Source organism: Reyranella sp. (genome assembly GCF_965229815.1).
Classification (GTDB): domain Bacteria; phylum Pseudomonadota; class Alphaproteobacteria; order Reyranellales; family Reyranellaceae; genus Reyranella.
In genome coordinates this window covers 1,061,310-1,086,880 of sequence record NZ_CBDDJN010000002.1, presented here as the reverse complement: position 1 = coordinate 1,086,880, position 25,571 = coordinate 1,061,310, and the positions used below count along the sequence as shown (strand labels likewise).

Here is a 25,571-nt window from a genome sequence, read left to right as displayed (position 1 = left end):
GCCGATGCCGCTAAGATGGGTCGATGCCTTCTTCCGCCGCGTTCGCCAACAGCTTCTCCAGCCGCGAGATCGTCGAGGACATCAGGCGCTGGGCCGCGGTCGAGAGCCCGTCGGTCACGCCGGAGGCGGTGATGCGCATGTTCGATCTCGCGGAGGCCGACTTCCGCGCCGCTGGCGCCGCGATCGAGCGGACCGAGGCGCCGTCGGGCGCACCGGTGATGCGCGCGGCCTTTGCCGGCCGCGGCGAGGGGCCCGGCATCCTGGTGCTCGGCCATCTCGACACGGTGCATCCGGTGGGCACCCTGGCCGACGGATTGCCGCTGCGCGTCGAGGGCGACCGGCTCTACGGGCCGGGCGTGCTCGACATGAAGGGCGGCATCTGCCTCGCCCTGCACGCGCTCAAGCGGCTGCGCGCCGAGGGCGGCGACACGCCGCTGCCCGTCACCTTCCTGATGATCCCCGACGAGGAGCTGGGCAGCCCGGCGACGCGGGCCTTGATCGAGGCGGAGGCCCGGCGCCACCGCTACGTGCTGGTGCCCGAGCCGGCGCGGCAGGGCAAGGTGATCACCGGCCGCCACGCCTTCGCCCGCTATCGCCTGACGACGCGCGGACGGCCGGCCCACGCGGGCGCCGACAACCGGGCCGGCCGCAGCGCCATCCGCGCGATGGCCCGGCTGGTCGAGACGATCGAGAGCGCCACCGACATGGACCGCCTCGTGTCCTTCAGCGTCGGCGTCATCCGCGGCGGCGTGTTCGTCAACGTCGTGCCCATCGAATGCACCGCCGAGGTCCTGTGCGTGGCCTCCTCGGCCGACAATCTTGCCTTCGTGCACGACTTCATGGCGGGCCTCGCCTCGCCGGTCGAGGGCGTGACCCTCGAGATCGAACGGGGCGCGGAGCGGCCGTTGTTCGAGCCCTCGCCCGGCACGCTGCAGCTCTACCGGCGCGCGGCCGACGCCGCGGCGGAGATCGGCTTCGGCCTGGAGCACGGCACGTTCGGCGGCGGCAGCGACGGCAACTTCACCGGCGCGCTCGGCATCCCGACCCTCGACGGGCTGGGCGCGGTCGGCGCCGGCGTCCATACGCTCGACGAGCACCTGCTGATTTCAGAACTGGCGCCGCGGGCCCGGCTGTTTGCCGCCCTGCTCACCGGACTGGACGGCAAGGGGGAACGATGAACGCGCCTGCGATCCGCGACGTCCTGGATTTCTGGTTCCTGCCGCTCGACCATGACGACCACGGCAAGCCGCGCGAGGCCTGGTGGAAGGCGCCGGAGGGCTTCGACGAGGAGATCCGCGCGCGCTTCGGCGCCGCCTTCGAGCGCGCCATCGCGGGCGACCTCGCGACGTGGGCCCGCTCGCCCGACGGGGCGCTGGCGCTGATCCTCCTGTGCGACCAGTTCCCGCGCAACATGTACCGTCGCACGGCGCAGGCCTTCGCCGGCGACGCGACGGCGATCGAGGCGGCGCGCCTCGCGCTGGCGCGGGGCTATCCGGCGGCCTTCAACCCGACGATGCGGATGTTCTTCTACATGCCCTTCCAGCACAGCGAGGCGATCGGGGACCAGGAGCTGGGCTGCGCGCTGTTCGCCGCCTTCGACGATCCCGAGCTGATGAAGCACGCCGTCGAGCATCGCGACGTGGTCGCCCGCTTCGGCCGCTTCCCGCATCGCAACGAGGTGCTGGGCCGCGTCACCACGGCCGAGGAGCACGACTACCTCAAGGACGCGAACCGCTTCGGCCAATGACGTCGCGGTAGAGCGCCGCCATGTCGGCGCCGAAGCAGCAGAAGACCAGCCGCTCGAGGCCGGCGCCATGCGCCAGCGCCTCGCTCACCGCGATCTCCGTCGCGGGTCCCTTGGGATAGCCGTAGACGCCGGTGGAAATCGCCGGAAAGGCAATGGTGGCGAGGCCGTGCGTGCGGGCCAGCGCCAGGCTGTTGCGGTAGCAGCCGGCCAGCAGGTCGGGCTCGCCGGCCTCGCCGCCGCGCCAAACCGGGCCGACCGTATGGATGACGTGGCGCGCCTTCAGCCGGTAGCCGGCGGTGATCTTCGCCTCGCCGGTGGCGCACCCGCCCAGGCTGCGGCATTCCTCGAGGAGTTGCGGACCGGCGGCGCGATGGATGGCGCCGTCGACGCCGCCGCCGCCCAGCAGGCTCTCGTTGGCGGCGTTGACGATGGCGTCGACGTCGAGCCGCGTGATGTCGCCCTCGACGATCTCGAGGCGCGGCATCGCCGCGCCGTTACCAGTAGCGGACCGGACCGGTGTCGAGGTGGACGAAGCCGGAGCGCGGGTAGAAGCCGACGCCGCCCATGTTGAGCGCGCGGGCAGCCTGGCGGATCTTGAACACCGGCACGCCGGGGAAGCGGATATCCATGGCGTTGCCGTTCATGTGCTGGCTGTCGCGCGCCACGCCGCGGCTGACGCTGGCCAGCCAGGCGTTGGTCGACGGCGAGCGGTAGGCCGACAGGACCTCGACCGAGCCGCCGAAGCCCACGATCTGCATCGTGTGCCACAGCACGTCGAACAGCAGCGGATCCATCTCGGTCTCGGCGGCGTTCTGCGAATCGCGCAGGAAGTGGTTGAGCTTGTTCAGCGCGTCACGGTGGTAGGCGCCGTTCGACCAGTAGGTGACGCTGAGCACTTCCTGGGTGTTGACGTTGACCAGGCTGAGCGAGCGCGGGCTGGTCGTGTCGAGGACGGGCGGCGCCTCGACCGGCGCCGGCGCGAAGCCGCCGTAGCGGGAGGCGCGCAGGTCCTGCGGGGTGGTGCGCTTGCGGGTCGTGGTCCGGGTCGCGGGCTTGCTCGACGACTTGGCAGCGGCCGGCGTCGTGGCCTTGGTCGTGGTCTTGGTCGTCTGGGCCTTGGCCCGCCGCACCGTGTTCCGCTGCGTCGAGCGGGACACCGAGGCGCGCTGCGTCACCGGGCGCGAGGCCTGGGTCTGGGTGGCTGGCTTCTTGCTCGAAATTCCGCTGGTCGATTTGGTGTTGCCGGCGCTGGCATCCTTGCTGTGGAATACTGCCGTGCCGGCCAGGGCCACCACGACGGTCAGACTCAGTAGAAAGCTGCGCATCTCCCAGTCCCCGTCTGTTGCATTTTTGCCACAAACTTCCTTATCAGAGACCCATTCTGGACTCAAAGCGAAATTCTTGGTCGCGGCCGAGACTTACGCCAATGACCTCACCAATCATGCAAAGTGTGGGCCCGGTCAGCCGGGCACGGGCCGCCTGCCCCTCGATGGTGGCCAGCGTGCCGACCACCCGGCGTTCGCGGCTGGTCGTGCCGTTCTCGACCAGGGCGACCGGCGTATCGGCCGGCAGCCCGTGCTCCTCCAGGCGGGCGGCGATCAGCCCGAGATTCTCCACCCCCATGTAGATCACCACCGTCTGGCGCGGCCGCGCCAGCATCGGCCAGTCGAGGGCGATGGTGCCGTCGCGCAGCTGGCCGGTGACGAAGACGCAGGACCGGGCATGGTCGCGATGGGTGAGCGGAATGGCGGCGCTGGCGGCGCAGCCCAGAGCGGCGGTGATGCCGGGCACGACCTCGACGGGAATGCCGGCGGCCACCAGCGCCTCGATCTCCTCGCCGCCGCGGCCGAACACCAGCGGATCGCCGCCCTTCAGGCGCACCACGCTGTTGCCGGCGCGCGCGAGCGAAATCAGCCGGTCGTTGATCTCGGTCTGGGTCAGGCGATGGTCGCCGCGCCGCTTGCCGACATAGAGCCGCTCGGCGTCGCGGCGCGCCAGCGCCAGCACCTCGGGCGACACGAGTCGGTCGTGGACGACGATGTCGGCCTGCTGCAGCAGGCGATGCGCCTTCATCGTCAGCAGGTCGGGATCGCCCGGCCCGGCCCCCACGAGGTGGACCATGCCGAGCGAGGCCGTTTCGGTGCGCGCCGAATCGAGCAGCCGGATCAGCTCGCGGCGCGCCGCGATCTCGTCGCCGGCCAGCGCCAGCTCGCCGATGCGGCCCGCGAAGACGCGATCCCAGAAGCGGCGGCGGTCGCGCGGCCGCTCGAGCGTGCGGCGCACCTGCTCGCGGAAGATGTCGGCGAAGCGCGCCAGCCTTCCGATCGTGGCGGGCAGCGCCCGTTCGATCTCGGCGCGCAGCCGGCGCGCCAGCGCCGGCGCCGCGCCGCCGGTCGAGATGGCGATGGTGACGGGCGCGCGATCGACGATCGCCGGCATGATGAAGCTCGAGAGCGCGGGACGGTCGACCACGTTGACCGGCAGGCTGCGCTGGCGCGCGGCATGCGACACCCGCGCCTGCAGCGCCTCGTCGGCCGTCGCCACGATCACCAGCGCCATGCCGTCGAGATCGTGGTCGTCGAAGACGCGGCCCGCCCAGGAGACGCGCGCCTCGGCGATCAGCTGGGCGATCTCGCCCACCACCGTGTCGGCGATCAGGGAAACGCGGGCGCCGGCGGCCAGCAGCAGCTCGGCCTTGCGCGCCGCGGCCTCGCCGCCGCCGACGACCAGCACGGCCCTGTCCTGCAGGGTGAGGAAGATCGGGAAGCTCTGCATCGTCGGACCTTCAGGCCGCGCGGCGCGGCCGGGCCGCGCGCAGGAGGATGCGGATCTCGGGACGGCACGAGCCGCAGTTGGTGCCGGCCCGCGTGACCGCCCCCACGCCCGCGAGGCTGGTGGCGCCCTCGCCGATCGCCTTCTCGACGGCCGTGCAGGAGACGCCGAAGCAGGCGCACAGCTCGCCGCCGCGCGCCGCCGCACCGCCGCCCTGCAGCAACGAGTCCTGCTGCTGTGCGTCGAGCCGCGCGAGGGCCATGAACGGCGTCAGCCGGTCGCGCACCGCCGCATCGTGGTGCTCGCCCAGCGCCAGGACGGCGTCCACGCGGCCGTCGCTCACGACGGCGCCCAGCCCGTCGCTCCCGTCGAGCCAGGGGCCTGGATTGGCTGCCCGCACCGCCGCCGAAAGGGCGGGTCGGGCATCGGGCAGAGGCTGCTCGCCCGCCACCGCGTAGACGTGGTGACCGGCGCCCCTGATCCGTGCCCAATAGGTGATTTCGGGCAGCATGATCGGCCGCCGAGCGAGAATCGTGCCATGCCACCGAACCTGCAGCCGGCGGATTTCGACGGGCGTGTGCTTGAGCTCCGGCTGGCCCGAGACGGGATCGACGGCGGGATTGACGACGGCGTTGATGCGGCCGGCCCGCGAGAGCTGCGCCGTCCAGTGCATGGGCGCGAAGGCCTCGCCATCGCGCACCGAGTCGGAGACGCGCACGCGCAGCACGGCGCGGCCCCAACTGCTGACGAGTTCGGCAATGTCACCGTCCTGCAACGCCCGCCGCGCGGCATCGCCGGGAGACAGGTCGAGCGTCGGCTCGGGCCGGTGCCCGGCCAGCCGCGGCGACTTCGCGGTCCGCGTCATCGTGTGCCACTGGTCGCGGACGCGACCGGTATTCAGTCGCAGCGGAAAGTCGCTGCCCGGCGCATGGGCAGGCGCGCGCGCTACGGTCGCGACGAAGCGGGCACGCCCGTCGGCATGGAAGAAGCCGCCCGCGGCGAAGAAGCGGCCGCCTGCCGCAGCGCCCCGCCGCGCCGGCCAGGCGAACGGCGCCAGCGCCTCGTAGCCGGCATCGTCGATGTCGGCCCGGGCGCCGATGTCGAAGTCGCGGCTTCCGTCGTTCTCGAAGGCCGACAGGGCGGCATGCTCGCGGAAGATGTCGGCCGGTCCGCGCCAGGCGAAGGACGGGCCGCAGCCCAGCCGGTGCGCGACCTGCGACACGATCCACCAGTCCGGCCGCGCCTCGCCGGGCGACGGCAGGAACGGGCGCTGCCGCGAGATGGTTCGCTCGGAATTGGTGACGGTGCCGTCCTTCTCGCCCCAGGCCAGCGCCGGCAGCCGGATGCGGCAGGCGTCGACCGTGTCGCTGGCGCGCACCGCCTCCGAGACGATGGAGAGGTCGCAGGCGCGCACCGCGGCGCGCACGGCATCGGCATCCGGCAGGCTGGCGACCGGGTTGGTCGCCATGACCCACAGCGCCTTGATGCGGCCGGCCTTCACCGCCTCGAACAGCTCGACCGCCTTCAGGCCGGGCCGCTCGGCCATGCGCGTGGCGCGCCAGAAGCGGCGCACGCGATCGACATCGGCCGGCGCGAAGTCCATGTGCGCCGCCAGCGTGTTGGCGAGCGCGCCGACCTCGCGGCCGCCCATCGCATTCGGTTGGCCGGTGATCGAGAAGGGTCCCATGCCCGGCCGGCCGATGCGTCCCGTCAGCAGGTGGCAGTTGATCAGCGCGTTGACCTTGTCGGCGCCGGCGCTCGACTGGTTGACGCCCTGCGAATAGAGCGTGACCGTCTTCTCGGTGCCGGCGAACCAGTCGAAGAAGGTGGCGACGTCGTCGGCCGGCAGGTCGCACGCCGCGAGGTCGCCCGGCCGCGCTGCCGCCAGCGCCTCGGCGAAGCCCGTCGTGTGCCGCTCGACGAAGCCCGCATCGGCGGCGCCACGCCGCTCGAGCTCGCAGAGCAGCGCATTGAACAGCGCGACGTCGCTGCCCGGCCGCAGCGCCAGGTGCAGATCGGCGATGTCGCAGGTCTCGGTGCGGCGCGGATCGACGACGACGACGCGCAGCGACGGCCGCGCGCGGCGCGCCGCCTCGAGCCTCTGGAACAGGACCGGATGGCACCAGGCGAGGTTGCTGCCGACCAGCACGACGAGATCGGCCTGCTCGAAATCCTCGTACAGGCCGGGCACCGTGTCGCTGCCGAAGGCGCGCTTGTGGCCGGCCACCGACGAGGCCATGCAGAGCCGCGAGTTGGTGTCGATGTTGGCCGTGCCGAGGAAGCCCTTGATCAGCTTGTTGGCGGCGTAATAGTCCTCGGTGAGAAGCTGCCCCGAGACGTAGAAGGCGACCGCCTCCGGCCCGTGGCGCTCGAGCGTGGTGCGCAGCCCGGCCGCGACCGTATCGAGCGCGGCACCCCACGACACGCGGCGGCCGTCGATCTCGGGATGCAGCAGCCGGTCCTCGAGCGACAGCGTCTCGCCCAGCGCCGCGCCCTTGGAGCAGAGCCGGCCGCGGTTCGCCGGATGCGCCCGGTCGCCGGCGATGCCGGCACCGCCGCTGCCGTCGGGCGTCGCGACGACGCCGCAGCCGACGCCGCAATAGGGACAGGTGGTGCGCACGCTCATCTCGCCCTCGCCGCGCCGGGCGAGGGGAGGAGAAGGAGCCACTCAGTAGACATCGCGCTGGTACCGTCCCGCCTTGGCGAGGCCGTCGAGCCAGGCCCGCGCCTGGTTGGTGTCCTTGCCGCCGTGCTGCGCGGCGATGTCGAGCAGCGTGGTCTCGACGTCCTTGGCCATGCGCTGGGCGTCGCCGCAGACATAGAAGTGCGCGCCCTCCTCCAGCCAGCGCCACAGCTCGGCGGCGTTCTCGCGCATGCGGTCCTGGACGTAGACCTTCTCGGCCTGGTCGCGCGAGAAGGCGAGGTCGAGCCGGTCGAGCACGCCGCGGCGCTGCCAGTCCACGATCTGGTCCTCGTAGAGGAAGTCGGTCGCGCGCTTCTGGTCGCCGAAGAACAGCCAGTTGCGGCCCTTCTTGCCGCCGGCCGCGACGCGGGCCTCGCGCTCCTCGAGGAAGGCGCGGAACGGCGCGATGCCGGTGCCCGGTCCGACCATGATCGCCGCCGCGCCGTCGTCGGCCGGCGGCCCGAAGCCGTGGGCCTTCTGCACATAGACCGGCACCACGTCGCCGGCCCTGGCGAAGTCGGCGAGATAGCAGGAGCCGATGCCGGTGCGGGTGCGGTCGTTGCTGTTCCAGCGCACCGCCGACACGGTGAGATGGACCTCGCGCGGATGCGCCTTGGGCGACGAGGCGATCGAGTAGAGCCGCGGCTGCAGGCGGTCGAGCGAGGCGAGCAGGCCCGGCAGCGACGGCGTCACCGAGGGGAAGGCCAGCAGCAGGTCGAGCAGGTCGGCCTCGGCCAGCTCGGCCGGTCCCTCGCCCCGGGCCATCGCCTGCAGCTTCAGCGCCTCCTCGCCATTGAAGGCGCGCTCGGCCAGGAACAGGAGGCACTCGTCGCTGGGACGCGCGATGTCGACCTTGCTCAGCAGCACCTGGCGCAGCGGCAGCGCCTCGCCGTCGAAACCGACCATCTCCTCGCCGGTGGCGCCGACGCGGTCGAGCACCGCCTGCACGAGCTGCGGGTTCTTGCGCGCGAAGACGCCGAGACTGTCGCCCGCCTCGTAGGTGAGGTCGGTCGTCGAGAGGTCGAACACGACATGGCGCACGTCCTTGCCCGAGCCGGAACGGTTCAGGGGATGGGCGTCGACCAGGGTGGCGAGCGCCGGCCGGTCGCGCGAGCCGAGCGGGCTCTGCGACTTCACCGCCGGCGCCGCCATCGGCGCGCCCTCGCGCAGCGGCTCGAGCGCCGCCACCAGCTCCTTCAGCTTGCGCTGGGTCTCCTTGCCGCCCGGCACGCAGCGGCCGAGGTCGGCCTCGGCGCCCGACCACACCGCCTCGCCATAGGTCTGGCAGAGATAGCCGCACTGTCCGCAGTCGAGCTGGGCCATCGCCGCCATGAGCTGACGCGCCGGCTTGCGGTCCCTGGCGAGCTCGAGCCGCTCGCCGAGGGCGAGCGACGCGTCGTGCCAGGGGAAGTCCTCGTCGGGATCGTCGGCGGCCGACCCCTCGGCGGTCGCCTCGGGCTGGCCGTCGACGCCGAGATAGGCGGCGAAGAAGCCGCTCAGCCAGGCGCGCTGCTCGCCGGAGAACGGCGCGTTGTCGGGGATCAGCGACGGCGGGGGCGGGATCGCGTTCATGCCGCCAGCATCCTGAGCGGCGCCCGGTCGGCCAGCGCGCGCAGCGCCGCGATCTCGTGGCGACGGCTGAAGTCGAAGAAGGATTCCCTCGTCTCGCGATGGGCGAGCCACGCCGCCAGCAGGCGCTCGACCAGCGGCGGCAGCGCGTCGAAGGGCACCGACTGGGCATACTCGCGCGCCATCGCCTGCTCGGCGGTCGAGGCGGCGCCGCCGCCGACATAGACGTGATAGCCCTCGACGCTGTCCTCGCCCTGGTCGACCTTGCAGGCGAGCAGCCCGATGTCGCCGACATGGTGCTGGGCGCAGGAATGGTGGCAGCCGGTGAGATGGATGTTGATCGGCAGGTCGACGTCCAGCCGCGCCTCGAGATGGTCGGCCAGGCGCAGCGCATGGCCCTTGGTATTGGAGGCGGAAAACTTGCAGCCGGCATTGCCGGTGCAGGCCACCAGCCCGCGGCGGATGGCGCTGGCCTCGACGCCCAGGCCCAGCGCGTTGACGGCGGCGATGCAGATGCCGACGTCACGGTCGGCCACGTCGGAGATCAGCAGGTTCTGCCACACGGTGAGACGCAGCGTGCCCGAGCCGAAGCGCTCGGCGATCTCGGCCAGCCCCTCCATCTGCGCCGACGTCAGCCGGCCGACCGGCAGCACCAGGCCGAGATAGTTTAGTCCCGCCTGCTTCTGGCCATGGACGCCGACATGGCCGTGCTTGTCGGCCATCGGGCGCGGCGCGATCTCGGCGCCGGCGGCGCGGCGCAGCGGCTGGCCGTATTCCTTCTCGACCTCGGCGAGGAACGCGTCGCGGCCCATCCGGTCGAGCACGTACTTCAGCCGCGCCTTCAGCCGGTTGGTGCGGTCGCCGTGGGCGATGAAGGCGCGCACCACGGCGCCGGCCACGGCCACGCATTCCTCGGGCTTCAGCAGCACGCCGGTATCGGCGGCGAAGTCGAGATGGCCGGTGATGCCGCCCAGCTCGAGGCGGAAGTAGGTGCCGGGTTCGAGGGCGCCGCCGGTGACGGCGCAGGCGACGAAGCCGATATCGTTGGTGTCCTCGAGGACGGGCACGCGGCCGCCGCCGTCGAAGGCGATGTTGAACTTGCGCGGCAGGCCGTAGAGCTCGCGGTGATTGAGGATGTAGTGGTGCAGCGCCCGGCACAGCGGCCGCGTGTCGATCAGCTCCTGCGGGTCGATGCCCGCGGTCGGGCTGCCGGTGATGTTGCGGATATTGTCGGCGCCCGAACCGCGCGAGGTGAGGCCGAGCGCCTGCACCGCCAGCAGGAGGTCGACGGCGTGGGCCGCGCCGATCTCGCGGATCTGCAGGTTGGCGCGCGTGGTGACGTCGGCGTAGCTGCCGCCGAAGGCGCGCGCCGCCTCTGCGAGGCCGCGCATCTGCCAGGCGTTCAGGATGCCGTTGGGGATGCGCAGGCGGCACATGAAGGAGTCCTGGGCCGGCGCGACGTAGAACAGGCCCTGGAACTTGGTGAGGAAGACGTCGATGCCCTTGGGGAACTGGCCGGCTTCGGCCCGCGCCACGACCTCGTCCCAGCGGTCGAGCGGATGGCGCTGGCGCTTGGCGGTCTCCTCGGCGACGAGCTTGCCGCCCATCGCCACGGCGCGGTCCTGGGCGGCGTGCTGCAGGGCGTCGGGGCCGACGGGCGCCACGCCCGCCGCCGCCGGCGCGCGGCCGGACAGGCGGTCGGCCGCCTTGCGGGCCTCGATGCCGCTGACGAAGCCCTGCAGCCACTGCTTCTGCTGGTCGTCGAAGCCGGTCATGCCGCCGCCTTCGCGGGCGTCGGCCGGGCAACGCGCGGCCGCGCGCCGTGCTCGTACTCCTCGAGGAAGGTCAGCACCTCGCGGCGGTAGCGGTAGTAGTCGGGATGCTCGAGCAGGACCTTGCGGCTGCGCGGCCGCGGCAGCGGCACGTCGAGGATCTTGCCGATCGTGGCGTTGGGACCGTTGGTCATCATGACGATGCGGTCGGCCAGCAGGATCGCCTCGTCGACGTCGTGGGTGACGCAGATCGCCGTGACCTGGGTGCGCTTCCAGACGTCCATAAGGACCTCCTGCAGCTCCCAGCGCGTCAGGCTGTCGAGCATGCCGAACGGCTCGTCGAGCAGCAGCAGCTTGGGCGACAGGGCGAAGGCGCGGGCGATGCCGACCCGCTGCTTCATGCCGTTGGAGAGATCGCGCGCCGGCCGGTTCATGGCGTCGCCCAGCCCGACGCGCGCCAGGTAGTATTCGACGATCTCGCGCCGCTCGGCCGGGCTGGCATGGGGGTAGACCTTGTCAACGCCCAGCGCCACGTTCTCGCGCGCCGTCAGCCACGGCATCAGCGACGGCGCCTGGAAGACCACGGCGCGGTCGGGGCCGGCCCGGTCGACCTCGCGGCCATCGAGCACGATGCCGCCGCCGGAAATCTCCGACAGGCCCGCGACCATCGACAGGACCGTCGACTTGCCGCAGCCCGAATGGCCGATCAGCGAGACGAACTCGCCCTTGTTCATCAGCAGCTGGAATCCATCGACGACGGTGAGCGGGCCCTTGGGCGTCGGGTAGACCTTGCGGACGTCGAAGAACTCGACGTAGCGCCCGGTGAGCGCGGATCGACCGGCCCGGCGGACGGCCTCGGGCGGCGGCTCGAGCTGCACCACCGACTGCACGGCGGGGAGCCGCCGCTCCTCGGCCTGCAGGCCGCGCTCGTCGCCGACGTCCATCAGGTACTTGGTCACTTCGGCGCGCAGGCGCTTGAAGGCCGGGTCGTCGTTCAGCGCCGTCCGCTGGCGCGGCCGCGGAATGCCGACCGCGAAGGACGGGCCGAGCGTCGCCTTCGGCCCCGGCTTCAGCGGCACGATCCGGTCGGCCAGCAGGATCGCCTCGTCGACGTCGTTGGTGATCAGCACGATGGTCTTGCCCTCGCGGGCGCGGATCTCCTCGAACTCGTCCTGCAGCTTGGCGCGGGTCAGCGCGTCCAGCGCCGAGAGCGGCTCGTCGAGCAGCAGGATGTCGGGATCGGTCGCCAGCGCCCGGGCGACGGCGACGCGCTGGCGCATGCCGCCCGACAGCTCGGCCGGCCGGCGCTCGGCGGCGTGGCCGAGGCCGACCATGTCGATGTAGCGCCGCACGCGCTCGGCGCGTTCCGCCCGCGGCCGGCCCTTGAACACCGCGTCGACGGCCAGCGCCACGTTGGCGGTGACGCTGAGCCACGGCATCAGCGAGTAGGACTGGAACACGACGCCGCGATCGGGGCCGGCGCCCTCGACCTTGCGGCCGCGCAGGGTGATCTCGCCCCGGTCCGGCGCCTCGAGCCCGGCCATCAGCGAGATCAGCGTCGTCTTGCCGGAGCCCGAGAAGCCGACGATGGCCACGAACTCGCCCTCCTCGACGGAGAGGCTGATGTCGTGCAGCACCTCGGTGCGGGCGGCGGCGTCGCCGTAGCCCTTGCACACTCCCTTCAGGTCGAGCAGCGCCATGGATCGTCTCCCTGTCAGCGCTTCATGCCGTGGGTGAAGGCGGCCTGCAGGGCGAACATCAGCCGGTCGAGCAGGAAGCCGATGATGCCGATGGTCAGCACCGCCACGATGATCTTGGCCAGGGACGAGGACGAGCCGTTCTGGAACTCGTCCCACACGAACTTTCCGAGGCCCGGGTTCTGCGCCAGCATCTCGGCGGCGATCAGCACCATCCAGCCCACGCCCAGCGAGAGACGGAGCCCGGTGAAGATGAGCGGCAGCGCCGAGGGCAGCACGAGCTTGCGCACCGTGGTGGCGGTCGAGAGCTGCAGAACCTTGCCGACATTGACCAGGTCCTTGTCGATCGAGGCCACGCCGAGCGCGGTGTTGATCAGCGTCGGCCACAGCGAGCACAGGGTCACGGTGATGGCCGAGATGACCAGCGACTTGGGCAGCCAGTCCATCGGGTCGAGGTAGAGCGCCGAGACGACCATGGTGACGATCGGCAGCCAGGCCAGCGGCGACACCGGCTTGAAGATCTGGATCAACGGGTTCAGCGCGCCGTTCACCGAGCGCGACAGGCCGCACATGATGCCGAGCGGCACGGCGATCAGCGTCGCAACCACGAAGCCCAGCGCCACCGTCTTGAGGCTGGTCAGGATCTGGTCGAGATAGGTCGGCTTGCCGGTATAGCCGCGCCACTTGACCTGGTCGGCCTTGCCCTCGGCCTCGAGCTTCTGGTTGCGCGCCCTCTGGCGGGCGTCGAAGGCCGCCTCCTTGGTGCGCTCGGCGACATGGTCGTCGTAGAGGTTGCCGGCCTGCTCCCACACCTGGACCGGACCGGGGATGGCGCCGAGCGACGTCTTCACCTGCGGCGCCAGCACCGCCCACAGCAGCAGGAAGGCCGCGATGCCGACCAGCGGCACCAGGAGCACCTGGCGCAGCTCGCCGAGCTGGTGGCGCAGGTTGTCGCCGGCGGCGATGCGCAGCAGCGGCACCAGCCAGCCCAGGCCGACGACGTCGAGGTACACCGCCGCCCGCGTGATGCGGGCGAACAGGCGTTCGCGGCGGCCGGCCGCGGCCGACGCCAGGAGGGGATCGCTGACGACGCTCATGGTCAGCCTTCCACCACGTCGGCGCCTTCGACGGTCTGCTTGCCCTTCAGCCCGATCGGCAGGCTGTCGATGTAGGCGTTGGGCTTGCGGCCGTCGTAGGACAGGCCGTCGATATTGTCGGCGGTCGGCGCGCGGTAGCCGTCGGTGTCCCAGGGGAAGTCTTCCTTGCGCGCCTTGCCCTCGTCGACCAGCAGCTTGGCGGCCTTGAGGTAGAGGTCGGGGCGGTAGACCTGCCTGGCGGTCTCGCCGTACCAGGCGTCGGGCTTCTGCTCGGCGATCTGGCCCCAGCGCCGCATCTGCGTCAGGTACCAGACGGCGTCCGAGAAGTAGGGATAGGTGGCGTTGTAGCGGAAGAAGACGTTGAAGTCGGGGACCTGGCGCTTGTCGCCCTTCTCGTACTCGAAGGTGCCGGTCATCGAGTTGGCGATGACCTCGTAGTCGGCGCCGACATACTCGGGCTTGGAGATGATCTTGGCGGCCTCGGCGCGATGGGCGTTGCCGTCGGCGTCGAGCCACATGGCGGCGCGGATCAACGCCTTGGTCAGCGCCAGCACCGTGTTCGGATTCTTGGCGGCGAACTCGGCCGTCAGCCCGAACACCTTCTCCGGGTTGTTCTTCCAGATCTCGTAGTCGGTGATGACCGGCACGCCGATGCCCTTGAACACCGCCTGCTGGTTCCACGGCTCGCCGACGCAGTAGCCGTTGATCGTGCCGGCCTGCAGCGTCGACGGCATCTGCGGCGGCGGCGTCACCGACAGCAGCGCCTCGGCCTTGATCTGGCCGCTGACGTCGGTCTTCGAGTAGAAGCCGGGATGGATGCCGCCCGAGGCGAGCCAGTAGCGCAGTTCGTAATTGTGGGTCGAGACGGGGAAGACCATGCCCATCTTGAAGGGCTTGCCCTCGGCCTTCATCTTCTCGATCACGGGCTTCAGGGCGCTGGCCTTGATCGGATGCACGGGCTTGCCGTCGGCGCCGGCCGGCACGTGCTTCTTCATCTCGGCCCAGACCTCGTTCGACACGGTGATGCCGTTGCCGTTGAGGTCCATCGAGAACGGCGTGATGACGTGGGCCTTGGTGCCGAAGCCGATGGTGGCGGCGATCGGCTGGCCCGCCAGCATGTGGGCGCCATCGAGCTCGCCGGTGATGACGCGGTCGAGCAGCACCTTCCAGTTGGCCTGCGGCTCCAGGGTGACGAACAGGCCCTCGTCCTCGAAGAAGCCTTTCTCCTTGGCGATCGCCAGCGGCACCATGTCGGTGAGCTTGATGAAGCCGAACTTGAGCTCGTCCTTCTCCACCTTCAGCGCGTCGGCGCGGGCGCCGCGGCCGGCGAGGCCGCCGGTCGCGACGGCGGCACCGGCGGCGGCGAGGAGGGTGCGGCGGCCGACGGGCCGCGGAGTGCGTGTGCTCATGGTTCTGTTCCCTGTCTGACTTTGTTGGCCGGTTATCGGACGTTGGAAGCGGTGGGCTTCGCCGGGGCGAGGCCGACGGCGGGCGGGACGGCGGGCTCCCCGTGTCCGCCGGCGGGCAGGCGGTCGGCCGCCGGGCAGGCGATGCCGAGCTCGGCCACGGCGGCGCGATAGAGGTCGGGACGGAAGACACGATCGGCGACGGCGGCGAGGTCGCCGCGCGCCGGCGCCTGCTCCCAGCGCACCATCTGCGCCAGGAACCAGTCGGCATGGCTGCGCCACGGGAAGTTCGCGTCGCCGCGATGGAAGATGTGGAAGTCGGGCAGCGCCAGCGAGCGCGCGATGACCTCGGCCGGCGCATTGACGTAGCGCGGGCTCGCCAGCACGCGCGCCGCCTCGGCACGATTGGCCGGCTCCTCGAGCCAGGCGCAGGCGTCGACCAGGGCGCGGATCAGGGCCGCGAGCGTGCGCGGATGGTCCGCCGCCCACGCTTCGGTCGTGCCGAGAACCTTCTCCGGCATCGCCTTCCAGATCTGCGGACCCGACACGGCAATGCGGCCGAGGCCGAGCGAGGCGGCCTGCTGGTTCCACGGCTCGCCGACGCAGTAGCCGTCGATCACCTGGCCGGACAGGTGCGCCACCATGTGCGGCGGCGGCACCACGCTCAGCCTCACGTCGCGGTCGGGGTCGATGCCGCCCGAGGCCAGCCACAGCCGCAGCAGGTAGTTGTGGCAGGAGAACGGGAACACCGAGGCCAGCGCGACCGGCGCACGGCCCTCGGCGGCGCGCCGGCGCACCACGGCCGCGAGCGCCCGCGCATCGAGCGCGGCGCCCTCGGCAAGGTTGTCGCCCGCGAGGTCGGGCGCGGCCTCCTCGATCTCCCGACACAGCGACTGCGACAGGGTGATGGCGTCGCCGTTGAGGTCGAGGATCATGCTGGCGACCATCGGCACGTTGACGCCATCGACGCCGAGCGTCGCGGCGAGCGGCATCGGCGCCAGCATCTGCGCCGCGTCGAGCAGGCCGAGCGCGACCTTGTCGCGGATCGTCGCCCATGACGCCTCGCGCCGGATCTCGACCTGGAGCCCGTGACGCTCGAAGGCGCCCAGCTCCTCGGCCAGCACGATCGGCGCACAGTCGACGAGGGGAATGATCCCCATCGTGAGAGTCGGCCGTTCGAGATCGCTCATACCGGTACTCCAAAACAAAAAGGCGCCCAGCAGGGACGGTTGTCTCGAACCGACCTTGCAGGACGCCGTTGTCCAGGGATGCGGACCGTCAATGGTCCGCGAATTGTCAGGAAGGACCCGCCATTGGGTCCGCCCTGAATATGCAGCACGAAGCATGCCAAGCATCGAAGAGACGCCGGACAGCGATCAAGTCGTTGAACGACAACGATTCCCCTTGGCACCACCGACGTGATGGACAGTCGATGCCCTGACGCTCGGCTGGGCAAGGTGGTCGAAGTCGAAGCAGGCGCAGCCGATCGCTCAGTCTTTCAGCGCCTTGGCGTAGGTGATGAGATCGCGCGCGACCTCGCCCATGCGCTTGTTCTGGTCCATCGCGAGCTTGCGCAGCAGCCGGTAGGCCGATTCCTCGGTCAGCCCCTTCTGCTCCATCAGCAGGCCCTTGGCGCGATCGACCGCCTTGCGCTCGACCAGCGACAGGCGCGCGCGGTCGAGCTCCTCGCGCATCGTGTGGTAGCGGTTGAAATGCGCCACGGCGACGTCGACGACGGAGCGCACGCGGTCCTGCGCCAGGCCCTTCACGACGTAGGCGCACACGCCCGCCGCCATCGCCGCGGCGATGGTCGCCGGATCGGAGCGGTCGACGAACAGCGCGATCGGCCTCGGCACGACGTCCGTGGTGCGCCGCATGTCCTCGATCGTGTCGCGGCTGGGACTGTCGATGCTGACGACCACGACGTCGGGCATGAGCTCGCTCACGCGGGTCGCGAGGTCCTGCGTGCCGCCGAGCCGCGCCAGCAGCCGGTAGCCCTCCGCCGCAAGGCCGGTCTCGACGATCTCGGCGCGGGCCGGATTGTCGTCGATGAGGAGAACGGAGAGCGGCTTGGTCAAGGGCGGCGGCGCGGTTGCGAGCGATGGTCCGCAACAACCATGCCAGCGACTCAGGGCGCGGTTTCCACGGCCTTCCCGTCTTCCCAGCGGCCCGCGCGCATCTTTCCGTCGGCGCCTGTGACCTGGCCGTAGCCCTGCCGGCGGCCGGCGCGGAAACCGCCTTCGTAGCGCTCGCCGCCCGCCGTCTCGACGCCCGGCCCGTCGAGCATGCCGCCGTGGAACTCACCGGCCTGCCGGGTCGCGGGCTCGGCCAGCGTGCGGCGCACGCCCAGCCCTTCCAGACGGCCGCCGACGAAGTTGCCCTCGGCGCGCGAAATCCCCGGCTTGTCCTCGACGCCGAGCCCCGTTGCCTTGCCGTCGCGCCATTGGCCGGCATAGAGCGTGCCGTCGTCGAGCCGCACCGTGCCGAGGCCGCTCATGCGATCCTCCTGCCAGGTGCCGGCCTGTCGCTCGCCGTTGGTGAGCTCGGCGATGCCCAGCCCCTGGCGCTTGCCGTCCGCGACCTGCCCGACATAGGTGGAGCCGCCCTCGTAGGACAGGCGCTCGGCCTTGGCGAGGTCGGGGCTGGCGGCGCGGGCTGCCACGATGCGCGCCTCGCCGGCCATCGACCGCGCGGCACGGGCCGCCTCCTCGGCCTTCTCGAGCACGAGCTTCGCGGCCAGCGCCGCCTGTTCCGCCTGCTCGGCAAGACCGGCCTTGGGGGCCGGAGCAGGAGTGGGGGCCGGCGTCGGGGTTGGCGAGGGCGTCGGGATTGGCGTCGGCGCCGGTGTCGGGCCGGGCACCGGTTGCGCGGCCGGTGCCGCCGGCGGGGCGGTGGCCTGCGACGCGGCAGCGCCATTGTCCGACGGCGTCGCAACCGTTGAAGACGTCGAAGCGATCAGCGACTCGAGCGCCGGCCTCAGGCGCCACGCGGCGACTCCTGCCGCCAGGAGCAGCAGGACGACGATCCACGGCACGAGCCGCGGCCGCGCCTTCGCGGGTGCTGCCACCACCGGGAGTGCGGAGGCCGGGACGTCGCCGTGCCGGCTGACGCCGCCCAGACGCGGTGCCGCCACAGCATTGCCCAGCCGCTGCGTCGGCGCCTCGTGCGGCGCGGGCAATGCGCCCTCGAAGGCGGCGCTCCATTCGGCCACCGTCTGCGGCCGGTCGGTCGGCGAGAAGGCGAGCGCCCGGTCGATGGCGCCGAGGAACACCGGATCGAACCGGTCGGCCTGCGTGGCCGCGAGCGGCCGGTAAGGGTCGCTGCCGACCCGTGCGGCGGCATCGGGCGGCGGCTGGCCGGCGATGGCGTGATGCAGGACGGCAGCAGCGGAATAGATGTCGCTCCACGGCCCCTGCTTGCCGTCGAGCGCGTACTGCTCGATCGGCGCGTATTGCGGCGTCAGGATTCCGGTCAGCGTGCGCGAGCGCTCGCCCATCGCCTGGCGCGCCGCGCCGAAGTCGATCAGGACCGGCACGCCGTCGCGCCGGATGATGATGTTCGACGGCTTGATGTCGCGATGCAGGAAGCCCTGCGCGTGCACGGCGCCCAGGCCGCCCGCGAGGCCCTCGGCGAGGCGCTGGACGTCCGCCACTTCCAGCCGTCCGTCGGGCGCGCGCAGCATCTCGCTCACGCTCTTGCCGTCCTCGTACTCCATGACCGTGTAGGCGGTGCCGTTGGCCTCGAAGTAGCGCAGCACCGGCACGATGTGCGGATGGCGGAAGCGGGCCAGCGCGCGGGCCTCGTCGAGGAAGCGCTCACGGCCCCAGGCGAAGTCGTCGGCATAGCGCACGCCGCGCGCCACGACCTGTCCGTCGGCGCCGCGCACGGCGAACTCGACCGGCAGGTACTCCTTGATCGCGACGAACTTGGCGAGCTGGGTGTCGAAGGCGCGGTAAGTGATGCCGAAGCCGCCGTGGCCGATCACGGCGTCGAGCCGGTAATCGCCGAGACGCGTGCCAGGGGCTAGGGCTTGGACGTTGTCGTGGGACATGGGCACGCGCTACCTGGTCCCCTAGATGCGCGTTCCCGACGCGGCGCACAAGCGCCGCACCGCTACCGATGGACGGCGGCGGTGGAAGCGAGGATCCGGTCGAGTCCGCCGTTGCGGACCTGTGGCAGCACCTGCATCACCAGGATGATCAGGCACAGGCCGATGGCCGTCAGCAGGGTGGCGGGACGTGTCCGCAGGACAAGCGGTGGGCTGTGCGGCCGGTAATCGTCCGGCATGCGGGTCTCTCCAGCAATGACTTCGCTCAAATAGGACGGCCGTGTGGTCCGAAATGTTGGACGGGCCAGAATCAAGCTTAGAGTCGCCGCCTTCATTCATCAAGAAAATTATTCAATCCCAATATGTTGGTCGGTTTCGTGACGTTCGTGGCTGAAGTCGGTCTGCCAACGGCGATTGCCGGCCCGCACTCCCGACCCAATATGTGTCGCGCCAACGCCGCACAGGCGGAGTAGGATCGCTTCATGACATCCGCACCCCTGCACGACAACGTCCGAACCCTTGTGCTGACCGGTGCCAGCCGGGGCATCGGTCACGCCACCGTCAAGAAATTCAGCGCCGGCGGCTGGCGGGTGATCACCGTGTCGCGCCAGCCGTTCAGCGCCCTCTGCCCGTGGCCGAGCGGCGGCGAGAACCACGTCCAGCTCGACCTCGCCGATCCGGTCGACCTCGGCCGTGGCATCGAGCAGATCCGCTTCCTGGCCGGCGGCAAGCTCGACGCGCTGGTGAACAATGCGGCGATCTCGCCCAAGGGCCCCGACGGCACCCGGCTGGGCGCCATCGACACGCCGTTCGACCTGTGGCGGCAGGTCTTCAACGTGAACTTCTTCGCGCCGGTGGCGCTGGCCCGTGGCCTGATGGACGAGCTCTCGGCGGCGCGCGGCGCGGTTGTCAACGTCACCTCGATCGCGGGCAGCCGCGTGCATCCCTTCGCCGGCTCGGCCTATGCCACTTCCAAGGCGGCGCTGGCGGCGCTCACCCGCGAGATGGCCCACGACTTCGGCCCGCGCGGCATCCGCGTCAACGCCATCGCGCCCGGCGAGATCGACACCGCGATCCTCTCGCCCGGCACCGACAAGATCGTCGAGAACCAGATCCCGATGCGCCGGCTGGGCACGCCCGACGAAGTGGCGGACGTCATCCACTTCCTGTGCGAGAAAGGCGCGAGCTATGTCAGCGGCGCCGAGATCCAGATCAACGGTGGCCAGCATGTCTAGCGCGGCCTGACGCGCGCAGTGCTACAGGGACAAGGCAGGAGCGGGCCCGGAGGCCCGAGGTCCGGCAAAATTCGACGCGGTCTAGGAGTACGGCCATGGACACCATAACTTCCATCAAGGGCGAGACCGGCCGCGACGCGCGCCGCCGCATCCGCGCCGGCGCCTTCCGGCTGCCGACCTCCGGCATGGCGCCGGGCTACGTGCAGGGCAATCTCGCGATCCTGCCGAAGGAATTTGCCGCCGACTTCGCGCGCTTCTGCCAGCTCAATCCCAAGCCCTGCCCCCTGCTCGGCCAGTCCGAGCCCGGCGACTGGCGACTGCCCAACCTGGGCGAGGACCTCGACATCCGCACCGACATCCCGCGCTACCGCGTCTGGAAGAAGGGCGAGCTGATCGAGGAGGTCGACGACCTGAAGTCGGTGTGGCGCGACGACCTCGTCTCCTTCGTGCTCGGCTGCTCTTTCTCCTTCGAGGAGGCGCTGGTCGAGAACGGGCTGGAGATCCGCCACCAGAGCTGCAACGTCAACGTGCCGATGTACCGGACCAACATCGAGTGCACGCCCGCCGGCCCGTTCCACGGGCCGATGGTCGTGTCGATGCGGCCGTTCCGGCCAGCCGACGCGATCCGCGCCGTGCAGGTGACGACGCGCTTCCCCTCGGTGCACGGCGCGCCCGTCCATCTCGGCAAGCCGGAGCTGATCGGCATCAAGGACATCGGCAAGCCCGACTACGGCGACGCGGTGCCGGTGCGCGACGACGAGCTGCCGGTGTTCTGGGCCTGCGGCGTCACCCCGCAGTCGGTGGTGGCGACGGTGAAGCCCGAATTCTGCATCACCCACGCGCCCGGCTACATGCTGGTGACCGACCTCCTGAACTCGCGCCTCGCCATCCTCTGAGATGGCGGATCTCGCGTTCGAGGGCGCCGCCAGGGGCGGCGTCGAGAAGGTCGCGCTCGACGTCGAGGAGCTGGTGATCGCCGGCTGGACCGGCCGCGACGTGGCGGCCATCGAGCATCACATCGAGGAGCTGAAGGCGATCGGCGTGCAGCCGCCGTCGAAGGTGCCGCTCTACTATCGCGTGGCGTCGAGCCTGCTGACCCAGGGCGACAGCATCCAGGTGGTGGGCGACGATTCCTCGGGCGAGGCCGAGCCGGTGCTGGTCGGCGCCGCCGACCGGCTGTGGGTGACGGTGGGCGCCGACCATACCGACCGCAAGCTCGAGGCCTACGGCGTGGCGCTGTCCAAGCAGGTCTGCGCCAAGGTCGTCGGACGCGCGGCCTGGCGGTTCGAGGAGGTCGAGCCGCACTGGGACGAGCTCATCCTGCGCAGCTTCATCGAGGAGGACGGCAAGAAGGTCCCCTATCAGGAGGGGCTGCTGGCCAAGATCCGGACCCCGCGCGACCTGATCGCCGGCTGGCGCAACGGCGACAAGCGCCTGCCGCCCGGCGTCGTAATGTTCTGCGGCACCCTGCCCGCGATCGGCGGCATCCGCCCGTCCTCGCGCTTCGACATGGAGATCGAGGATCCGGTGCTCGGCCGCAAGCTCTCGCATGCCTACACGGTGCGCTCGCTGCCCATCGTCTCCTGAGCGGCGACGAAGTCGACGACGGCGCGCACGACGACGGGATCGCCGAGCAGCCGGTTGTGGCCGAGCCCGCGCGTGATCATCAGCTCGGCATCCGGCAGCGCATGGGCCGCCCGCGCCGCTTCCACCACCGGCACGCGCCGGTCGTCCTGGTCATGGATCAGGAGCAAGGGCAGGTCGATCCTCCCGACCAGGTGCCGGACGTCGAAGTCGGCGGCCGGCTGGCCGACATGGCGCTCGACCGAGGCGATGAAGGCGCGCGCGCCGCGCGGCGACAGGCCGACGGCAGTGGCGAAGCGCTGCAGCTCGCGCTTCAGCGACGACGGTGCGGCGATCAGCACGGCCCGGCCGGCGCCGCCACGCCGGGCGAGGGCGTAGAGGCTCATCGCGCCGCCCATCGAGTGGCCGACGACGGCGGGAAGCGGACCGAGCGCGGCCAGGGCGCGATCGATGGCGGCGATGAACTTCACCGCCGTGAGCTCCTCGCCCGCCGATTCGCCATGGGCCGGCACGTCGAGCGCGACGGCGGCCAGGCCGCGCTGGCGCAAGGCGGCGAGGATCGCCGCGAACTGCGCCCGATGCCCCTCGAAGCCGTGGACCAGCAGGACCGGCGGCCCCTCGCCCCAGCGCCAGGCCACGAGGCCGTCTCCCAATCCCAGCCGCTCGTCGGCCGCCGGCAGCTCCAGCAGGGGCGGCGGCGGCCTCAGGTGGCGGCGCGGCTTCAGCATCATGCGCCGGAAGAAGGGAGCGACCAGGGACGGGGCGAGATGGCTCACCGCGGCGAGCGTGGCGACCGGCAACGGAACGGCGGACATGCGCTGGCTCCAACAAGTGTAGATACACTTATCTGCGGCCGCACCGCGTCGCGCTCAAGCGAGGAAGGTTCGCCGTTTCCGTGACTTTTCTTCATGCGCATGGCTTCCCTGCACCGCCGACCTTGCGCCCGTGCGGGCGGTGAACGTACGTTCAGCGCGGGAGGACCAGCCGGAAATGATCAAGGGCGCTTACGACGGGCTCACCGTTCTCGACTTCACGCAGGGCGTGGCGGGACCGCACGCGACCATGCTGCTGGCGCTGCACGGCGCCGACGTGATCAAGATCGAGCCGGCGGAAGGCGACTGGGGCCGCGCGCTGGGCGAGCTCAAGGGTGACCACTGCGCCCATTCCGTCGCCTTCAACCGCGGCAAGCGCTCGATCGCGCTCGACCTCAAGTCGGCCGATGGCAAGGCCGTGGTCGGCAAGCTGATGGCAAAGGCCGACGTCGTGATCGAGAGCTTCCGGCCCGGCGTCATCTCGCGCCTGGGCTTCGGCTACGAGGACGCGAAGAAGGTCAATCCCAAGGTCGTCTACTGCTCGGTCTCCGGCTTCGGCCAGACGGGCCCCTTCAGCAAGCGGCCCACCGTCGACGGGCTGATCCAGGCCTTCTCCGGCATGATGGTGATGAACAAGCTGCCCGACGGCACGCCGTGGCGGCAGGGCATGATCGCCGTCGACGTCACGACCGGCCTCTACACCTTCCAGGCGCTGGCGCCAGCCATCATGCGCCAGCTGCGCTACGGCGAGGGCTGCTACATCGATTCCAGCCTGATGCGCGCCGCCGCCGCCTTCCAGGGCGCCAAGCTGATGGAGTGGGTGTTCTCCAACGGCACGCCGCCGCCGCTGTACATGCCGGCCGGCAGCTACAAGACCAGCAACGGCTACATCATGGTGAGCGCCATGCGCCCGCACCATTTCAAGGCCCTGTTCGAGCTGATCGGCCGCAAGGACATCGCCGACGATCCCGAGCTGCAGGGCCACGAGGCGCGCATCCGCAACGCCCCGCGCATCGTCAAGGCGCTGCAGGAAACCATGCCGAGCAAGACCACCGAGGAATGGATCGCGCTGCTCCAGCCCAAGGAAGTGTTCTGCGAGCGCGTCAACAACTACAGCGACTATCTCGAGCACCCGCACGTGAAGGAATCGGGCGCCGTCGACTGGATCGAGCAGGACGGGTTCGGCCGCATGCCGGTCGCCAACATCCCCGGCCTGCCGCCGGCCGGCCAGCACGACGCCCAGCAGCACGCGCCGCACATCGGCGAGAACGGCCGCGACATCCTCGAGGAGCTGGGCTACGGCGCCGCCGAGATCGAGGCCATGCTGTCGCGCGGCGGCGTCCGCGCCCCGGCTCCGGTGGCGCGCGCGGCGGACTGACCGGCCGCCAGAGCATCGGGCATCCGGTCGCGATCGACCGAACGGTCAACGCCGAAAGTGTGCATTGCCCGACCTGCCGAGTCTCCAGTAGGTCGGAAGCGCCGACGCGGCCCTGACTTGTCTCGAGCCGCGCCAATCATCCCATTGGCTTGAAAGGTGCCGGGCATTCGCCGCCGACGACCTGGATGATCCGGGCACCGTCTGCGGAGACACAGTTAATCGTGCCTCCAGCGGGCGCGACGTAAATTCCCGACGGATCTCCATTGCAAGCCAGAGTGACAGTCAGCGGGTTCGGCTGAAGGTCGTAAACGGCACCCGTACCGTAGTCGATGAGACCTCCGAGCAGCACGCCGCCACCCGCCAATGTAGGCATCATCGTCGCCGTTTGCGTGTGGCAACCGGGCTTCGAGATATTGATCATGAGCGACTGATTGCGAGCCGACTTGATCTTGCAGGGCGATGTGCAGGTCTGGCCGTTAGAAAACTGAACAGTGGCGCCGACCGGGGCCGTGTTCACCGCGACCTCCTGTTCAGTTCCCCTCACGATCGTTGCACAGCCCGTCAACAGCGCGATCACTCCGATCGCGATGATCATCCTCAATGTTTGCATGATTTCTCCCCCAAGCAAGGCAATGTTGCTTCACAGAGAGAGAAAAGGCAACTCGCAGTTGCCTCGGCAAGGTGAATACAGCCAACCTGTCGTCGTGGGACCGAAACGGCGACAACCCGCGGCAATTGATCCGCTGCGTGGAGCCGAGTCGCTCGGTCCTCAGCTCACCTGAAACCCGTGCGCGAATGGATCGCGATCGTCGACGAAGATCGTGTTGATGCCGTGCTGGCGCGCCCAGCCGGCGATCGAGGGCACGATGGCGTCGTGGTTGCCGACGCGGGCGGCGCCCTCGACCCGCCCATCGAACAGCGAGCCGATGATGCTCTCGTGGACGAACGCGTCGCCGACCGCGAGCTTTCCGCGGGCCGCGAGCTGGGCCATGCGCGCCGAGGTGCCGGTGCCGCACGGCGACCGGTCGATCGCCTTGTCGCCGTAGAACACGGCATTGCGGGCGTGGGCGCGGGGATCGCGCGGCTTTCCGGTCCACATCACGTGGCTGACCCCCCGGATGGTGGGGTTGTCGGGATGGACCGGGCTGATCTTCTCGTTCACCAGCCGGCGGACGATCGGCGACAGGCGCAGCACGTCGCCGGCCGACAGCGTCTCCAGGCCGCCGAAGTTCTTCTGCGGCTCGCAGATCGCGTAGAAATTGCCGCCATAGGCGATGTCGAACACCAGCTCGCCGAGGCCCGGCACCTCGATCGCGACGTCGCTGGCCGCCAGGTAGGAGGCAACGTTGGTGATGCGCACGCTCTCGACGAAGCGGTCTTTCTGCTCGTAGCGCGCAACGACGCGGCCGGCCGGCGCGTCGATGTTGAGCGTGCCCGGCGTCGCCGGCGCGACCAGTCCGTTCTCGACCGCCATGGTGACGGTGCCGATCGTCCCGTGGCCGCACATCGGCAGGCAGCCGCTCACCTCGATGAACAGAATGCCGATGTCGCAGTCGTCGCGGGTCGGCGGGTAGAGGATCGAGCCCGACATCACGTCGTGGCCGCGCGGCTCGAACATCAGCGCCTTGCGGATCCAGTCGTGGTTGGCGAGGAAGTCGAGCCGGCGCTCGCTCATCGTGCCGCCCTTGAGCAGCGGCCCGCCGCCCGACACCAGCCGCACCGGATTGCCGCAGGTATGGCCGTCGAGGCAGGAAAAGGTGTGCAGCGACAT

22 protein-coding genes are annotated in these 25,571 nt (G+C 70.6%); 6 read left to right on the top strand and 16 right to left on the bottom strand.

Annotation, left to right across the window (positions count from 1 at the left end; translation table 11 throughout):
- The first annotated feature begins 23 nt into the window (after positions 1-23).
- The gene (locus ACO073_RS05705; RefSeq protein WP_421996158.1) at positions 24-1,178 is read left to right on the top strand and encodes a M20/M25/M40 family metallo-hydrolase; all 1,155 of its coding nucleotides are present in this window, start codon (positions 24-26) and stop codon (positions 1,176-1,178) included.
- Entirely contained in the window at positions 1,175-1,747 is a 573-nt protein-coding gene (locus tag ACO073_RS05700) for a DUF924 family protein (protein WP_421996156.1), read from the top strand. The genes ACO073_RS05705 and ACO073_RS05700 overlap by 4 nt, the downstream gene beginning before the upstream one ends.
- Here ACO073_RS05700 and ACO073_RS05695 read toward each other — a convergent pair.
- The 13 genes from ACO073_RS05695 to ACO073_RS05635 all read right to left on the bottom strand — a co-directional run bounded on the left by ACO073_RS05695 (position 1,719) and on the right by ACO073_RS05635 (position 19,030).
- Positions 1,719-2,231 carry an O-acetyl-ADP-ribose deacetylase gene (locus ACO073_RS05695; protein WP_421996154.1) on the bottom strand — a complete coding sequence of 171 codons (513 nt, stop codon included), beginning with the start codon at positions 2,229-2,231 and terminating at the stop codon, positions 1,719-1,721. The genes ACO073_RS05700 and ACO073_RS05695 overlap by 29 nt on opposite strands.
- A gap of 10 nt (positions 2,232-2,241) precedes the next feature.
- Positions 2,242-3,072: a DUF882 domain-containing protein gene (locus tag ACO073_RS05690; RefSeq protein WP_421996152.1), complete on the bottom strand. Its 831-nt coding sequence runs from the start codon at positions 3,070-3,072 to the stop codon at positions 2,242-2,244.
- A gap of 43 nt (positions 3,073-3,115) precedes the next feature.
- Positions 3,116-4,522 carry a siroheme synthase CysG gene (cysG, locus tag ACO073_RS05685; RefSeq protein WP_421996150.1) on the bottom strand — a complete coding sequence of 469 codons (1,407 nt, stop codon included), beginning with the start codon at positions 4,520-4,522 and terminating at the stop codon, positions 3,116-3,118.
- Positions 4,523-4,532: 10 nt separating this feature from the next.
- On the bottom strand, positions 4,533-7,145 hold the full coding sequence (locus tag ACO073_RS05680) for a molybdopterin-dependent oxidoreductase (protein ID WP_421997400.1): 2,613 nt from the start codon (positions 7,143-7,145) through the stop codon (positions 4,533-4,535).
- A 42-nt stretch (positions 7,146-7,187) separates the two neighbouring features.
- Positions 7,188-8,774 (bottom strand): sulfite reductase subunit alpha, encoded by a 1,587-nt coding sequence (locus ACO073_RS05675; protein WP_421996148.1) that lies wholly within the window; start codon positions 8,772-8,774, stop codon positions 7,188-7,190.
- A complete protein-coding gene (locus ACO073_RS05670; protein ID WP_421996146.1) occupies positions 8,771-10,546 on the bottom strand; it encodes a NirA family protein in 1,776 nt (591 codons plus the stop codon). Before ACO073_RS05670 ends, ACO073_RS05675 begins: the two co-directional genes overlap by 4 nt.
- Positions 10,543-12,243 (bottom strand): ABC transporter ATP-binding protein, encoded by a 1,701-nt coding sequence (locus ACO073_RS05665; protein ID WP_421996144.1) that lies wholly within the window; start codon positions 12,241-12,243, stop codon positions 10,543-10,545. Before ACO073_RS05665 ends, ACO073_RS05670 begins: the two co-directional genes overlap by 4 nt.
- Positions 12,244-12,257: 14 nt before the next feature.
- Positions 12,258-13,337, bottom strand: coding sequence for an ABC transporter permease (locus ACO073_RS05660; RefSeq protein ID WP_421996142.1), 1,080 nt, complete (start codon positions 13,335-13,337; stop codon positions 12,258-12,260).
- Between the two features lie 2 nt (positions 13,338-13,339).
- The gene (locus ACO073_RS05655) at positions 13,340-14,746 is read right to left on the bottom strand and encodes a CmpA/NrtA family ABC transporter substrate-binding protein (protein WP_421996140.1); all 1,407 of its coding nucleotides are present in this window, start codon (positions 14,744-14,746) and stop codon (positions 13,340-13,342) included.
- 32 nt (positions 14,747-14,778) lie between these two features.
- Positions 14,779-15,933 (bottom strand): CmpA/NrtA family ABC transporter substrate-binding protein, encoded by a 1,155-nt coding sequence (locus ACO073_RS05650; RefSeq protein WP_421996138.1) that lies wholly within the window; start codon positions 15,931-15,933, stop codon positions 14,779-14,781.
- Between the two features lie 300 nt (positions 15,934-16,233).
- Positions 16,234-16,821: an ANTAR domain-containing response regulator gene (locus ACO073_RS05645; RefSeq protein ID WP_421996136.1), complete on the bottom strand. Its 588-nt coding sequence runs from the start codon at positions 16,819-16,821 to the stop codon at positions 16,234-16,236.
- Positions 16,822-16,871: 50 nt separating this feature from the next.
- Entirely contained in the window at positions 16,872-18,794 is a 1,923-nt protein-coding gene (locus ACO073_RS05640) for a protein kinase domain-containing protein (RefSeq protein WP_421996134.1), read from the bottom strand.
- A gap of 62 nt (positions 18,795-18,856) precedes the next feature.
- The gene (locus tag ACO073_RS05635; protein WP_421996132.1) at positions 18,857-19,030 is read right to left on the bottom strand and encodes a hypothetical protein; all 174 of its coding nucleotides are present in this window, start codon (positions 19,028-19,030) and stop codon (positions 18,857-18,859) included.
- 243 nt (positions 19,031-19,273) lie between these two features.
- On the opposite strand from ACO073_RS05635, the gene ACO073_RS05630 reads away from it, so the two are divergent.
- The 3 genes from ACO073_RS05630 (at position 19,274) to ACO073_RS05620 (ending at position 21,613) form a co-directional block, all read left to right on the top strand.
- The gene (locus ACO073_RS05630) at positions 19,274-20,026 is read left to right on the top strand and encodes an SDR family NAD(P)-dependent oxidoreductase (protein WP_421996130.1); all 753 of its coding nucleotides are present in this window, start codon (positions 19,274-19,276) and stop codon (positions 20,024-20,026) included.
- A 95-nt stretch (positions 20,027-20,121) separates the two neighbouring features.
- Positions 20,122-20,922, top strand: a complete 801-nt coding sequence (locus tag ACO073_RS05625; protein WP_421996128.1) for a putative hydro-lyase — start codon at positions 20,122-20,124, stop codon at positions 20,920-20,922.
- Between the two features lies 1 nt (position 20,923).
- Positions 20,924-21,613: a DUF2848 domain-containing protein gene (locus tag ACO073_RS05620; protein ID WP_421996126.1), complete on the top strand. Its 690-nt coding sequence runs from the start codon at positions 20,924-20,926 to the stop codon at positions 21,611-21,613.
- Here the strand turns inward: ACO073_RS05620 and ACO073_RS05615 are convergent.
- Positions 21,580-22,425 carry an alpha/beta hydrolase gene (locus ACO073_RS05615; RefSeq protein ID WP_421996124.1) on the bottom strand — a complete coding sequence of 282 codons (846 nt, stop codon included), beginning with the start codon at positions 22,423-22,425 and terminating at the stop codon, positions 21,580-21,582. The two genes, ACO073_RS05620 and ACO073_RS05615, sit on opposite strands and share 34 nt — an antisense overlap.
- 175 nt (positions 22,426-22,600) lie before the next feature.
- On the opposite strand from ACO073_RS05615, the gene ACO073_RS05610 reads away from it, so the two are divergent.
- Positions 22,601-23,800, top strand: coding sequence for a CaiB/BaiF CoA transferase family protein (locus ACO073_RS05610; RefSeq protein ID WP_421996122.1), 1,200 nt, complete (start codon positions 22,601-22,603; stop codon positions 23,798-23,800).
- A 136-nt stretch (positions 23,801-23,936) separates the two neighbouring features.
- Here the strand turns inward: ACO073_RS05610 and ACO073_RS05605 are convergent, their stop codons facing one another.
- Positions 23,937-24,395 (bottom strand): hypothetical protein, encoded by a 459-nt coding sequence (locus ACO073_RS05605; protein WP_421996120.1) that lies wholly within the window; start codon positions 24,393-24,395, stop codon positions 23,937-23,939.
- Between the two features lie 174 nt (positions 24,396-24,569).
- Positions 24,570-25,571, bottom strand: a complete 1,002-nt coding sequence (locus ACO073_RS05600) for a 4-hydroxyproline epimerase (protein WP_421996118.1) — start codon at positions 25,569-25,571, stop codon at positions 24,570-24,572.